This is a genomic window from Pseudomonas sp. S3E17, from assembly GCF_024168685.1.
GTDB lineage: Bacteria > Pseudomonadota > Gammaproteobacteria > Pseudomonadales > Pseudomonadaceae > Aquipseudomonas > Aquipseudomonas marginalis.
Map to the genome: position 1 here is coordinate 4,539,666 of NZ_JALJWE010000001.1, position 13,654 is coordinate 4,553,319.

General features: G+C 60.7%; 14 protein-coding genes and 1 pseudogene. 11 read left to right on the forward strand and 4 right to left on the reverse strand.

The features are described 5' to 3' along the window. Positions 1-100: 100 nt before the first annotated feature. The 4 genes and pseudogenes from coaBC to argB all read left to right on the forward strand — a co-directional run bounded on the left by coaBC (position 101) and on the right by argB (position 4,356). Positions 101-1,309, forward strand: coding sequence for a bifunctional phosphopantothenoylcysteine decarboxylase/phosphopantothenate--cysteine ligase CoaBC (gene coaBC / locus J3D60_RS20555; RefSeq protein ID WP_027608291.1), 1,209 nt, complete (start codon positions 101-103; stop codon positions 1,307-1,309). Positions 1,310-1,314: 5 nt separating this feature from the next. Then, positions 1,315-1,770 (forward strand): dUTP diphosphatase, encoded by a 456-nt coding sequence (dut, locus tag J3D60_RS20560; protein WP_027608290.1) that lies wholly within the window; start codon positions 1,315-1,317, stop codon positions 1,768-1,770. 240 nt (positions 1,771-2,010) lie between these two features. Further along, positions 2,011-3,432, forward strand: a pseudogene (locus J3D60_RS20565) (phosphomannomutase/phosphoglucomutase); the annotation flags it as partial. A gap of 18 nt (positions 3,433-3,450) precedes the next feature. Then, positions 3,451-4,356, forward strand: coding sequence for an acetylglutamate kinase (argB, locus tag J3D60_RS20570; protein ID WP_015886532.1), 906 nt, complete (start codon positions 3,451-3,453; stop codon positions 4,354-4,356). Between the two features lie 62 nt (positions 4,357-4,418). On the opposite strand, the gene pyrE is transcribed toward argB, so the two are convergent. Then, entirely contained in the window at positions 4,419-5,066 is a 648-nt protein-coding gene (gene pyrE / locus J3D60_RS20575) for an orotate phosphoribosyltransferase (RefSeq protein ID WP_027608288.1), read from the reverse strand. Positions 5,067-5,148: 82 nt separating this feature from the next. Between pyrE and J3D60_RS20580 the strand changes: the two genes are divergently transcribed. Then, positions 5,149-5,928: an exodeoxyribonuclease III gene (locus J3D60_RS20580; protein ID WP_003195493.1), complete on the forward strand. Its 780-nt coding sequence runs from the start codon at positions 5,149-5,151 to the stop codon at positions 5,926-5,928. A 58-nt stretch (positions 5,929-5,986) separates the two neighbouring features. Here the strand turns inward: J3D60_RS20580 and J3D60_RS20585 are convergent, their stop codons facing one another. Both J3D60_RS20585 and rph read right to left on the reverse strand, forming a co-directional pair. After that, complete coding sequence (locus J3D60_RS20585; RefSeq protein ID WP_065937991.1) at positions 5,987-6,355, reverse strand: DUF4870 domain-containing protein; 369 nt, start codon at positions 6,353-6,355, stop codon at positions 5,987-5,989. Positions 6,356-6,377: 22 nt separating this feature from the next. Then, the gene (rph, locus tag J3D60_RS20590) at positions 6,378-7,100 is read right to left on the reverse strand and encodes a ribonuclease PH (RefSeq protein ID WP_017735760.1); all 723 of its coding nucleotides are present in this window, start codon (positions 7,098-7,100) and stop codon (positions 6,378-6,380) included. Between the two features lie 204 nt (positions 7,101-7,304). Between rph and J3D60_RS20595 the strand changes: the two genes are divergently transcribed. From J3D60_RS20595 to J3D60_RS20620, 6 genes are all read left to right on the forward strand, one after another. Further along, a complete protein-coding gene (locus J3D60_RS20595) occupies positions 7,305-8,168 on the forward strand; it encodes a YicC/YloC family endoribonuclease (protein WP_065926714.1) in 864 nt (287 codons plus the stop codon). A gap of 10 nt (positions 8,169-8,178) precedes the next feature. Beyond that, complete coding sequence (gene gmk, locus J3D60_RS20600) at positions 8,179-8,799, forward strand: guanylate kinase (protein WP_065937989.1); 621 nt, start codon at positions 8,179-8,181, stop codon at positions 8,797-8,799. Positions 8,800-8,966: 167 nt separating this feature from the next. After that, entirely contained in the window at positions 8,967-9,230 is a 264-nt protein-coding gene (rpoZ, locus tag J3D60_RS20605; protein WP_003176920.1) for a DNA-directed RNA polymerase subunit omega, read from the forward strand. Positions 9,231-9,290: 60 nt separating this feature from the next. Next, positions 9,291-11,396, forward strand: a complete 2,106-nt coding sequence (spoT, locus tag J3D60_RS20610) for a bifunctional GTP diphosphokinase/guanosine-3',5'-bis pyrophosphate 3'-pyrophosphohydrolase (protein ID WP_005792489.1) — start codon at positions 9,291-9,293, stop codon at positions 11,394-11,396. Positions 11,397-11,420: 24 nt separating this feature from the next. Next, positions 11,421-11,801, forward strand: a complete 381-nt coding sequence (locus J3D60_RS20615) for a RidA family protein (protein WP_003176922.1) — start codon at positions 11,421-11,423, stop codon at positions 11,799-11,801. 56 nt (positions 11,802-11,857) lie between these two features. Further along, complete coding sequence (locus J3D60_RS20620; protein ID WP_253492624.1) at positions 11,858-12,601, forward strand: hypothetical protein; 744 nt, start codon at positions 11,858-11,860, stop codon at positions 12,599-12,601. A gap of 64 nt (positions 12,602-12,665) precedes the next feature. Here the strand turns inward: J3D60_RS20620 and J3D60_RS20625 are convergent, their stop codons facing one another. Beyond that, a complete protein-coding gene (locus J3D60_RS20625) occupies positions 12,666-13,517 on the reverse strand; it encodes an SDR family oxidoreductase (RefSeq protein ID WP_065937987.1) in 852 nt (283 codons plus the stop codon). Between the last annotated feature and the right edge of the window lie 137 nt (positions 13,518-13,654).

A 13,654-nucleotide genomic window follows, 5' to 3' on the forward strand; every position in this document is an offset into this window, starting at 1 on the left:
TGTGTTATCGTAGGCCCTCTTTTTTGCGTGCGATTTCACCTGGGGAGGGGGCATCGCAGGCGTCACTGAACTGGCTTCACTGAACTGGAAAGGCAAACCAATGCAGCGTCTGTATCGGAAACGCATCGTTCTCGGCGTCGGCGGCGGCATTGCCGCCTACAAGAGCGCAGAGCTGGTCCGCAGGCTTCTCGACCAGGGCGCTGAAGTGCGCGTGGTCATGACCCGCGGCGGCAGTGAGTTCATTACTCCGCTGACCATGCAGGCCTTGTCCGGACACCCGGTTCACCTGGACCTGCTGGACCCGGCAGCCGAAGCCGCCATGGGTCATATCGAACTGGCCAAGTGGGCCGACCTGGTACTGATCGCCCCTGCCACCGCCGACCTGATCGCGCGCCTGGCGCAAGGCATTGCCGATGACCTGCTGACCACCCTGGTACTGGCCACCGATGCCACCGTCGCCATCGCCCCGGCCATGAACCAGGCCATGTGGCGCGACCCGGCGACCCAGGCCAACACCCAGCTCCTGCAAAGTCGTGGCCTCAAGGTGTTCGGCCCGGCCTCCGGCAGCCAGGCCTGCGGCGATGTCGGCATGGGCCGCATGCTCGAAGCCACCGACCTGGCATTGTGCGCCGCCGAATGCTTCCAGCACCTGGCTCTGACCGGCCGGCACGTGCTGATTACGGCAGGCCCGACCCAGGAAAACATCGACCCGGTACGCTACATCACCAACCATAGCTCAGGAAAAATGGGCTTTGCCTTGGCGGAAGCCGCGGTCGAGGCAGGTGCACGCGTTACCCTGATCACCGGTCCGGTGCACTTGCCGACCCCCGATCGCGTCACGCGAATCGACGTAGTCAGCGCCCGGGACATGCTGGCCGCCTGTGAGGCCGCCATTCCCTGTGACCTGTTTATCGCTTCGGCAGCGGTTGCAGACTACCGCCCGGAAGTCGTCGCCCCGCAAAAGCTCAAGAAAGACCCTACGAGCGGCGACGGCCTGCTCCTGCAAATGGTGCGCAACCCGGACATCCTGGCCACCATTGCCACGCGTCCGGACCGCCCGTTCAGTGTCGGCTTTGCCGCCGAGACCGAGCACCTGCTCGACTACGCCGCACGCAAACTGAAAGACAAAAACCTCGACCTGATCGTTGCCAATGATGTCGCCAACCCGAGCATCGGCTTCAACAGCGAGGAAAACGCCTGCAGCGTGATCGACCGCGAGCTGCACGCCACTCTTTTCGCCCAGACCAGCAAAGGCAAGATTGCCCGCCAACTGATCTCTTTTATCGCCCAACGGCTGAACCAGGTTTAATTTCCATGCACGCTTTGCAAGCCAAGATCCTCGACCCCCGCATCGGCACCGAATTCCCGCTGCCGGCCTACGCCACCCCAGGTTCCGCCGGCCTGGACCTGCGCGCCATGCTCAAGCAAGACACCGTCCTTGAGCCGGGTCAGACCGTCCTGATTCCCACCGGCCTGTCGATCTACGTCGGCGACCCGGGCCTGGCCGCGCTGATCCTGCCGCGCTCCGGCCTGGGCCACAAACACGGTATCGTGCTGGGTAACCTGGTAGGCCTGATCGACTCGGACTACCAAGGCGAGTTGATGGTGTCGTGCTGGAATCGTGGCCAGACGGCGTTCAACATCGCTGTCGGCGAGCGCATTGCCCAGCTTGTACTGGTGCCGGTGGTGCAGGCGCACTTCGAACTGGTGCAGGATTTTGACGAAACCCAACGCGGCGCAGGCGGTTTTGGGCATTCCGGTAGTCACTGACTACGCTGAACCTGGCCGGGCGCCTTTGCCCGGCTCGATGCCCCCGCAAGGCTTTTCAGGATGAAGAATGCGCGGACTTTATCAGCGAGATTTCCCATTTTAAATCAATGCATTACGCAGAAATAAAGACAGGGGCCAAGCTCCGATGGCACTTTTGCACCACGAACTCTCTGCCGAAAACACCGTCATACCCTTCAGTTTGAGCCTGCCGGTCAGCCACATTAAGGCCAGCCTTGCCCCCTTGAGATGGAGTTTCCCCCCGCGATGAGTACCGCAGCCCGAGTAGCCCCGACATTCCCCGACAGCATCTTTCGCGCCTATGACATTCGTGGCGTAGTCCCCAAGACCCTGACCGCCGAAACCGCCTACTGGATTGGCCGCGCCATTGGCTCCCAGAGCCTGGCCCAGGACGAGCCGAACGTCTCGGTCGGTCGTGACGGTCGCCTGTCCGGCCCGGAACTGGTGGAACAACTGATCCAGGGCCTGGCCGACAGTGGCTGCCATGTCAGCGATGTGGGCCTGGTGCCCACTCCCGCGCTGTACTACGCCGCCAATGTACTGGCGGGCAAATCCGGGGTAATGCTGACCGGCAGCCATAACCCGTCGGACTACAACGGTTTCAAGATCGTCATCGCCGGCGACACCCTGGCCAACGAACAGATCCAGGCCCTGCACACCCGCCTGAAGACCAACGACCTGACCAGCGGCAAAGGCAGCATCACCAAAGTTGACATCCTGCAGCGCTACTCTGATGAAATCATCGGCGACGTCAAACTCGCACGCCGCCTCAAAGTGGTGGTGGACTGCGGCAACGGCGCGGCCGGCGTAATCGCCCCGCAGCTGCTCGAAGCCCTGAACTGCGAAGTGATCCCGCTGTTCTGCGAGGTCGATGGCAACTTCCCCAACCACCACCCGGACCCAGGCAAACCGGAAAACCTGGTGGACCTGATCGCCAAGGTCAAGGAAACCGGTGCTGACGTCGGGCTGGCCTTTGACGGCGACGGCGACCGTGTAGGCGTGGTGACCGAAACCGGCGAGATCGTATTCCCGGACCGCCTGCTGATGCTGTTCGCCCGCGATGTGGTGGCACGCAACCCGGGTGCCGAGATCATTTTCGACGTGAAGTGCACCCGCCGCCTCACCCCGCTGATCAAGGAATATGGCGGCCGTCCGCTAATGTGGAAGACCGGTCACTCGTTGATCAAAAAGAAAATGAAGGAAACCGGCGCGCTGTTGGCCGGTGAAATGAGCGGCCACGTGTTCTTCAAGGAGCGCTGGTTCGGGTTTGACGACGGCATTTACAGCGCCGCCCGTCTGCTGGAGATCCTCAGCAAGGAAAAATCCACCGCCGAAGAGCTGTTTCAGACCTTCCCGAATGATATTTCTACGCCAGAGATCAATATCCATGTGACCGAGGAGAGCAAATTCAGCATCATTGACGCACTGCACGATGCGCAATGGGGTGAAGGCGCCCACCTGACCACCATTGATGGTGTGCGAGTCGATTACGCCAAGGGCTGGGGCCTGGTTCGCGCGTCCAACACCACACCGGTGCTGGTGCTGCGTTTCGAGGCGGATACCGAGGCTGAGTTGCAGCGCATCAAGGACGTGTTCCACGCCCAGTTGAAACGTGTTGCCCCTGATCTCCAATTACCGTTCTGATTTTTACCGGAGCCCTGAATGACCCTCGAACGCGAAGCCGCTGCCAACACCGCCAAGGTCCTGTCCGAAGCGTTGCCTTACATTCGACGCTACGTCGGCAAGACGCTGGTGATCAAGTACGGCGGCAATGCCATGGAAAGCGACGAGCTGAAAACCGGCTTTGCCCGCGACATCGTGTTAATGAAGGCCGTGGGGATCAACCCCGTGGTGGTCCACGGCGGCGGCCCGCAAATCGGCGACCTGCTCAAGCGCTTGTCGATCGAGAGTCACTTCATCGATGGCATGCGCGTCACTGACGCGCAGACCATGGACGTGGTGGAGATGGTCCTCGGCGGCCAGGTGAACAAAGACATCGTCAACCTGATCAACCGCCACGGCGGCAGCGCCATTGGCCTGACCGGCAAGGACGCCGAGCTGATCCGTGCGAAAAAACTGACCGTTACCCGTCAGACGCCGGAAATGACCCAGCCGGAAATCATCGACATCGGCCAGGTGGGCGAAGTGATCGGCATCAACACCGACCTGCTGAACCTGCTGGTCAAGGGTGACTTCATCCCGGTAATCGCGCCGATCGGCGTGGGTGCCAACGGTGAGTCCTATAACATCAACGCCGACTTGGTTGCGGGCAAGGTGGCCGAAGCATTGAAGGCTGAAAAGCTGATGCTGCTGACCAACATCGCCGGCCTTATGGACAAGGAAGGCAAGGTACTGACCGGCCTGACCACCCAGCAAGTGGACGAGCTGATTGCCGACGGCACCATCTACGGCGGCATGTTGCCGAAGATCCGTTGCGCACTGGAGGCGGTGCAAGGCGGCGTCGGCAGCTCGCTGATCCTGGATGGCCGTGTACCGAATGCAATCCTGCTGGAAATCTTCACCGATACGGGTGTGGGCACGCTGATCAGTAACCGCAAGCGCCCTTAAAACGCTGAAAACAAAAAGCCCCGCTCAACCTGGTTGAGCGGGGCTTTTTTATGGTTCAGCGATTACTGAACGCCGAACTGCTCGCGATACGCCTTAACTGCCGGCAAGTGCTGCTTGAGTTGCGGGTCGTCTTCCAGGAACTGCAGCACCTGGTTCAACGACACGATACTGACCACTGGAATACCGAAATCACGCTCCACTTCCTGGATGGCCGACAACTCACCGTTGCCACGCTCCTGGCGGTTCAGCGCGATCAGCACACCGGCGGCCTTGGCGCCGTCCTGGGAAGCGATGATCTGCATCACTTCACGGATAGCCGTACCGGCCGTGATCACGTCATCGATGATCAATACATCGCCTGTAAGCGGCGCGCCCACCAGGCTGCCGCCTTCGCCATGGGCCTTGGCTTCCTTGCGATTGAAGCACCATGGCAGGTCGCGCCCATGATGTTCCGCCAGGGCCACGGCCGTTGCAGCCGCCAGTGGGATGCCCTTGTAGGCCGGGCCAAACAGCACGTCGAAGGAAATACCGCTTTCAACGATGGCTGCCGCGTAGAAACGACCCAGCTGAGCCAGGGCCGAACCCGAGTTGAACAAGCCTGCATTGAAGAAATACGGGCTGGTGCGCCCGGACTTGAGGGTGAACTCACCGAAGCGCAAAACCCCGCGATCGATGGCAAAACGAATGAAATCGCGTTGATACGCCTGCATGAAAAAAGCCTCAGATACCACGGATTTAGCTAATTAGGTAGACGGCGTGTATCATACACGCACGCGATTTTTGGGGCCATTTATGCGGATCATCAGTGTGAACGTTAATGGTATTCAGGCTGCAGTCGAGCGTGGTTTGCTCAGTTGGCTGCAAGCTCAGAATGCCGACGTCATCTGCCTGCAGGACACCCGCGCCTCCGCCTTTGAACTGGACGACCCAGCCTTCCAACTGGATGGCTACTTCCTTTATGCCTGCGATGCCGAAGTGCCCACCCAAGGTGGCGTGGCTTTGTACTCGCGGTTGCAACCCAAGGCGGTCATCAGCGGCCTCGGCTTCGAGACAGCCGACCGCTACGGGCGCTACCTGCAAGCCGATTTCGACAAGGTCAGCATCGCGACCTTGCTGCTTCCTTCGGGGCAGAACGGCGATGAAGACTTGAACCAGAAGTTCAAGCTAATGGACGATTTCGCCCGTTACCTGGATAAACAGCGACGCAAACGTCGCGAGTACATTTACTGTGGCTCGCTGTACGTGGCGCAACAGAAGCTGGATATCAAAAACTGGCGTGACAGCCAGCAATCCCCGGGCTTCCTGGCGCCGGAACGGGCCTGGATGGACGAGATTGTCGGCAACATGGGCTATGTGGATGCGCTGCGCGAAGTCAGCCGCGAAGGCGACCAGTACAGCTGGTGGCCAGACAATGAACAGGCTGAGATGCTCAACCTGGGCTGGCGCTTCGACTACCAGTTGCTGACCCCGGGTCTGCGCCGGTTCGTTCGCAGTGCACGCCTGCCACGCCAGCCGCGCTTCTCGCAGCACGCGCCGCTGATCGTGGACTACGACTGGACACTGACCATCTAGGGTCTTTATCCAGGCACAAAAAAACCGACATCGCTGTCGGTTTTTTTGTGGGTGTCGATTATTTGACCAGGCGCCAGGTCAAGGGGTAGCGATAGGCGATCCCTTTGTTGGCTTTGATTGCGCCGATGATCGTCAGCACCACGCTTGCGATAACCAAGGCCGTCATCAGGAAAAACCCAATGACCGCGAAGGCCAGCACGATGCAAATGACCCAGGCGATGGCTACGGTGATCTGGAAATTCAGTGCCTCCTTGCCCTGGTCATCAATGAACGGATCCACTTCTTTTTTCATCTGCCACAGGATCAGCGGCCCCACGACGCTGCCGAAGGGGAATACAAACCCCAGGAACGCCGCAAGATGGCATAACATTGCGCCCTGACGCACCTCGTAGGAAGGCGTAGGCACCGGCATTTGGCTGTCATTCATGGCGCTTCTCCTTGAGGCGTACTCAGTCAGCCAGTGCGGCGTTCTGCAGTTCGAAGATCTCAGTCATGCCCTTCTGGGCCAGGGCCAGCATGGCGTTCAGCTCGGCCGGCTGGAATGGCGCACCTTCGGCGGTGCCCTGCACTTCGATGAAACCACCGGTGCTGGTCATCACTACGTTCAGGTCGGTCTCGGCAGCCGAGTCTTCCAGGTAATCCAGGTCCAGCACCGGCTCGCCCTGGTACATGCCCACCGATACGGCGGCGATCATCTGCTTCAGTGGGTCGCCGCCTTTCAGGCCGCCACGCTTCTTGATGACTTTAAGCGCGTCGACCAGCGCCACCATGGCGCCAGTGATGGACGCGGTGCGCGTACCGCCATCGGCCTGGATCACGTCGCAGTCGACGTAGAGGGTAACGTCGCCCAGCTTGGACATATCCAGGGCCGCACGCAGGGAGCGCCCGATCAGGCGCTGGATTTCCAGGGTGCGGCCGCCTTGCTTGCCACGGCTGGCTTCACGCTGGTTACGCTCGCCGGTAGCGCGCGGCAGCATGCCGTATTCGGCGGTCAACCAACCCTGGCCCTGGCCCTTGAGGAAGCGCGGCACGCCATTTTCAACGCTGACGGTGCAGATAACCTTGGTATCGCCAAACTCGACCAGTACGGATCCCTCGGCGTGTTTGGTGTAGTTGCGGGTGATGCGGATCGAGCGGAGCTGATCGGCAACGCGACCACTTGGACGTTTCATAGGGGATACCTGTACTGAGGACGAAAAACTGCCGGCCATTATAGAGCCGCGAGCCGATTCGGGGCACTGCTAAAAATCTGGTTACGAATGCTCAGGGTTTGGGCGCGCCCGCCCCACTGCGCTACAATCCCGCGCCTTCGCAGCCTGTCGGCTTCAATTTACCCATCAGCCCGCTTTCGCGGGACTGCATCGCGAGGTACCTCCATGGTGCACAGCATGACCGCCTTCGCCCGCGTCGAAAAAGCCGGCGCCCAAGGTACCCTGAGCTGGGAACTGCGCTCGGTCAACAGCCGCTACCTGGAGCCGCACCTGCGCCTGCCGGAATCCTTCCGCGACCTTGAAGGCGCCGTGCGTGAGGCACTGCGCCAGGGCATCTCCCGCGGCAAGCTGGAATGCACCCTGCGTTTTACCGAAGAAACCACCGGCAAGCCGCTGCAGGTAGACCGCGAGCGCGCTGCGCAACTGGTCGCGGCGGCCGAAACCGTCGCCGGCCTGATCAAGCAGCCCGCCGCACTGAACCCTCTGGAAGTGTTGGCCTGGCCCGGCGTGCTGGTGGCCGACGCCTCCGATCCGCAAGCCCTCAATGCCGAAGCCCTCGCCCTGTTCACTCAGGGATTGAAGGAACTCAAGGCTGGCCGCGAGCGCGAAGGCGCCGAACTGGCCCGACTGATCAACGAGCGCCTGACGTCAATCGAAGCAGACGTGGTCACCTTGCGCGAGCTGGTACCGCAGATGCTCGCCACCCAACGCCAGAAGGTCCTCGACCGCTTCACCGACATGAAGGCCGACCTCGACCCCGTGCGCCTGGAGCAGGAAATGGTGCTGCTCGCGCAGAAGAGCGACGTCGCCGAAGAACTGGATCGCCTGAGCACCCACATCCTCGAAGTGCGCCGCGTGCTCAAGTCCGGCGGCGCCGCTGGTCGGCGCCTGGACTTCCTGATGCAGGAACTCAACCGCGAAGCCAATACACTGGGCTCCAAGGCTTTCGATCCGCGCAGCACCACAGCGGCGGTCAACCTCAAGGTGTTGATCGAGCAGATGCGCGAACAAGTACAGAATATTGAGTAAGGCACCCTCCATGACCCATAGCACCGGCACCCTTTACATCATTTCCGCGCCTTCGGGCGCGGGCAAGAGCAGCCTGGTCAAGGCCCTGACCGACGCTGACGAGCAGATTCGCATCTCGGTCTCCCACACCACCCGTGCCATGCGCCCGGGCGAGGTGAACGGCGTGCACTATCACTTCGTCGAGCGCACCGAGTTCGTCAAGATGATCGAGCATGGCGACTTCCTGGAGCGCGCCGAGGTGTTCGGCAACCTCTACGGCACCTCGCAGAGCCACCTGCAGCAGACCCTGGACGAAGGCCACGACCTGATCCTGGAAATCGACTGGCAGGGCGCCGAGCAAGTGCGCCAGCTGATGCCCAAGGCACGCTCGATCTTCATCCTGCCGCCGTCGCTCGAAGCCTTGCACCAGCGCCTGACGAACCGCGGCCAGGACAGCGACGAAATCATCGAAAGCCGCATGCGTGAAGCCGTCAGCGAAATGAGCCACTATGTCGACTACGACTACCTGATCATCAACGACGATTTTTCCCACGCCCTGGATGACCTGAAGGCGATTTTCCGCACCAATCAGCTCCAGCAAAAGCGTCAACAGCAGCGTTTCGGCAAATTACTCGCCGAACTGCTCGGCTGATTGGCTCTTCCCAAAACCGCTGCAAGGGCTTTACATTGGCGCTTGCAGCGGTTTTGCGAGGACCTGCGAAAAATCAGCGCTTCCCTAAACGCTGGTGATTTTTTAAACTGCTCAGTCCGCTCGCCCAACCGGGCAGCGCGCATCTTGCATTCGCTCCGAGGAATACCATGGCCCGCGTAACCGTTGAAGACTGCCTAGAACACGTGGATAACCGCTTTGAGCTGGTCATGCTCTCTACCAAGCGTGCCCGTCAACTGGCCACTGGCGGCAAAGAGCCTCTGGTCCAGTGGGAAAACGACAAGCCTACCGTTGTAGCCCTGCGTGAAATCGCTGAAGGCCTGATGAGCTACGAGTTCATCGCCAACGCTGAAATCGTTGAAGACGAACCGCTGTTTGCAGCGTTCGAGGACGAGTCCAACGAGGCCGTCTAAGCCTATGCCTGGTCGACGTAGCACGGCGCGGGGTCACAGCCTTCGGCAGGAGTTCACACTTTGCCGAGCATAGACGCCCTCGCCGATCGCTTATCGGCCTACCTCGGCCCAGACCAGGTCAACCTGGTCCGCCGAGCGTATTTCTACGCCGAACAAGCCCACGACGGCCAACGCCGCCGAAGCGGTGAGGCGTATGTCACCCACCCCCTTGCGGTGGCAAATATCCTGGCCGACATGCACATGGACCATCAGAGCCTGATGGCCGCTATGCTGCATGACGTGATCGAAGACACCGGCATTGCCAAGGAAGCGCTCAGTGCGCAATTTGGCGAAACCGTGGCCGAACTGGTCGACGGGGTCAGCAAACTGACCCAGATGAACTTCGAGACCAAGGCCGAAGCCCAGGCGGAAAACTTCCAGAAAATGGCCATGGCCATGGCCCGGGACATCCGGGTGATCCTGGTCAAGCTGGCCGACCGGCTGCACAACATGCGCACGCTGGAAGTGCTGTCCGGCGAAAAACGCCGGCGCATCGCCAAGGAAACCCTGGAAATCTACGCGCCCATCGCCAACCGGCTGGGCATGCACGCCATTCGTATCGAGTTCGAAGACCTCGGCTTCAAGGCCATGCACCCGATGCGTTCGGCGCGCATCTACCAGGCCGTCAAGCGCGCCCGGGGCAATCGCAAGGAAATCGTCAACAAGATCGAAGAATCCCTGAGCCATTGCCTGGCGATCGACGAGATCGAGGGCGAGGTCAGCGGCCGGCAGAAGCACATCTACGGCATCTACAAGAAGATGCGCGGCAAGCGCCGGGCCTTCAACGAGATCATGGACGTGTACGCGTTCCGCATCATCGTGGACAAGGTCGATACCTGCTACCGCGTGCTGGGCGCTGTACATAATCTGTACAAACCCCTGCCGGGGCGCTTCAAGGACTACATTGCCATTCCCAAGGCCAACGGCTATCAATCGCTGCATACCACGCTGTTCGGTATGCACGGGGTGCCGATCGAGATCCAGATCCGCACCCGGGAAATGGAAGAGATGGCCAACAACGGCATCGCCGCCCATTGGCTGTACAAATCCAGCGGCGACGAGCAGCCCAAAGGCACCCATGCCCGTGCCCGCCAGTGGGTCAAGGGCGTGCTGGAAATGCAGCAACGTGCCGGCAACTCCCTGGAATTTATCGAAAGCGTGAAGATCGACCTGTTCCCGGACGAGGTCTACGTGTTCACGCCCAAAGGCCGGATCATGGAGCTGCCCAAAGGCTCCACTGCGGTCGACTTTGCCTACGCGGTGCACACCGATGTCGGCAACAGCTGCATTGCCTGCCGGATCAACCGGCGCCTGGCTCCGCTGTCGGAACCGCTGCAAAGCGGCTCCACTGTGGAGATCGTCAGCGCACCGGGCGCGCGCCCGAACCCGGCGTGGCTGAACTTTGTGGTCACCGGCAAGGCGCGCACGCACATCCGCCACGCGCTGAAACTGCAGCGCCGCTCCGAATCCATCAGCCTGGGCGAGCGCCTGCTGAACAAAGTGCTCAACGGCTTCGACAGCGCCTTGGACAAGATTGCGCAGGAGCGCGTGCAAGCGATGCTCCACGAGTATCGCCAGGAAACCATCGAGGACCTGCTGGAAGATATCGGCCTGGGCAACCGCATGGCCTACGTGGTCGCCCGCCGCCTGCTGGGTGAAGGCGAACAACTGCCAAGCCCGGAAGGCCCGCTGGCGATTCGCGGCACCGAGGGCCTGGTGCTCAGCTATGCCAAATGCTGCACGCCGATCCCTGGCGACCCGATTGTCGGCCACCTGTCGGCCGGCAAGGGCATGGTCGTTCACCTCGACAACTGCCGCAACATCACCGAGATCCGCCACAACCCGGAGAAGTGCATCCAGCTCTCGTGGGCCAAGGATGTCACCGGCGAATTCAACGTCGAGCTGCGCGTGGAGCTGGAACACCAGCGCGGCCTGATCGCCCTGCTGGCCAGCAGCGTCAACGCGGCCGACGGCAATATCGAGAAAATCAGCATGGACGAGCGCGATGGTCGCATCAGCGTGGTCCAGCTGGTGGTCAGCGTGCATGACCGCGTGCACCTGGCCCGCGTGATCAAGAAACTGCGCGCCTTGACCGGTGTGATCCGCATCACCCGCATGCGTGCGTAGCCCATCCATTACAAGGAGTCATTCATGACCAAGACCGTAATCACCAGCGATAAAGCCCCAGCCGCCATCGGCACTTACTCCCAGGCCATCAAGGCGGGCAACACCGTCTACATGTCCGGCCAGATCCCGCTGGACCCAAAGACCATGGAACTGGTGGAAGGCTTCGAAGCCCAGACCGTACAGGTCTTCGAAAACCTCAAGTCCGTGGCCGAAGCTGCCGGCGGCTCGTTCAAGGACATCGTCAAGCTGAACATCTTCCTCACCGACCTGAGCCACTTCGCCAAGGTCAACGAGATCATGGGCAAGTACTTCGAACAACCTTACCCAGCCCGTGCCGCCATTGGTGTGGCCGCCCTGCCAAAGGGCGCGCAGGTTGAGATGGACGCAATTCTGGTCATCGAGTAAAACACCCGGCGCAGCCTCCACAGGCTGCGCCGACTTCGTTTTAAAAGGATTTCATGATGCGCAAAGCGCTTGTAGCCTCTTCGTTGCTCGCCCTGTTGCTCGGCGGCTGCGCCAGCAACCCTGCCAACCAGGATGTGAGCGGCACCTGGATCAACCAGGTCGCCATCGATGCGGCAGCCAAGGGCGGCCCTTTGCGTGAAGCGCTGCAAAGCTATGGCCCGAACCTCGAATGGGAGGTTAACCCCAAGGCTTCGCAGGCACGTTACTACAACGGTTTTGAAGTCGCCGAAGGCAAGTTGCTCGGCGAACAGTCCGGCGCCTGGAGCGTCGACTTCTACGGCAGCTCCGCCACTGAACTCAAGCGCAAAGGCAAGCAACTGCTGCAAGTGGCCAACGATAACGAGCCCGAGCAGCTCTTCGCCCGCGCCAAGGAACCTGCACCGGAAGGTGCGCCGCTGGGCGCCAACTTCGAACGCGCCCTGTATGGAGCCTATATGGGCGGCGACTGGAAGATCACCGACGGCTTCGGCAGCGGCGCCACTGTCCAGTTCCAGCCTGACGGCAAGGTCGCCGGTTTGCCCAATGTTGATCGGTACTCGCTGTGCCTGGCCGGTGACTGTGCCTCCATGAGCGGCGGCTACGACAGCATGTGGCTGCAACTCAACGGCGTGGGCAACCCGTGGATCTTCACGCGCAAGGGCAAGCAGCTGGAAATCTTCCAGGCGGTCAACACCGCTCAAACGGATGAAGTGCCTCAGTTCACTCCCGGGCCGCGCCAATGGCTGCTTGAAAAACAATAGCAGTCATCACCCAGCTCCAAATGTGGGAGAGGGGCTTAACCCCTCCCACATCTTTAACCGCATTTCAGCCTTTAAGAATGGCTGCGTACCCTTCGCGGTAGCTCGCATACGTGGGCGTCCACCCCAGCGCCTTTATCCGGGCATTGCTGCATTGCTTGCTGCCCGCACGCCGCACACTCGCGTCCTCGGACCACTCAGTGACGCCCAGGTAGTCACGCAGCCAGGCCACCACCTCGGCCAAGGGCGCCGGTGCGTCGTCGACGCCGATATAGACCTTATCCAGCGAACCGCCCTGCTCCACGTGGCGTAGCAAAAATGCCAGCAAGCCCGCCGCATCATCGGCGTGTATACGGTTGCCATATAAAGGTGGATCAAGCGCTACACGGTACCCCTGGCGCACCTGGGTCAGCAGCCATTCGCGACCAGGCCCGTAAATGCCGGTCAACCGCACGACGCTCGCAGGAATGCCACTGTTAAGTGCCACCTGCTCGGCCTCCAGCATGACTTGCCCGGAATAACCCTTGGCCTGGGTTTCGGAGGTTTCGTCGACCCACTCGCCATTCTGCTGCCCGTATACGCTGCTGCTGGACACAAACAGCAGGTGCTTGGGCTCCTGGCCATAATCCTTCAGCCACTCCAGCACATGCTGCAACCCTTGCACGTAAGCGGCGCGATAACCGGCCTCATCGTGGTCGGTGGCGGCGGCGCAGTACACCAGGTAATCCACCCCGCCGATCGGCCAGGTGTCAGGGCAATCCTTGTTGAACAGGTCGCCGGCAATGCCGATCACCCCGTCGGGCAGGCGCGAAATATCGCGCCGCAGGCCATGAACCTCCCATTCCGAGGCCAGCAATTGGCTAGCCAGCCGACTACCCACATCGCCACATCCGGCAATCACAACAGAAGGCACAGACATCATAAAACTCCGTTCTTAAAGGTCTAGATTAGCCCTCGCAGCAGACCGGCGGCCAGAAAAAGGGCAAATAAAGTTACTGTATTACTTCTGTTAACAAGAATTACTTGCAATAATAACCGCCCATTTGTCCTCGACCC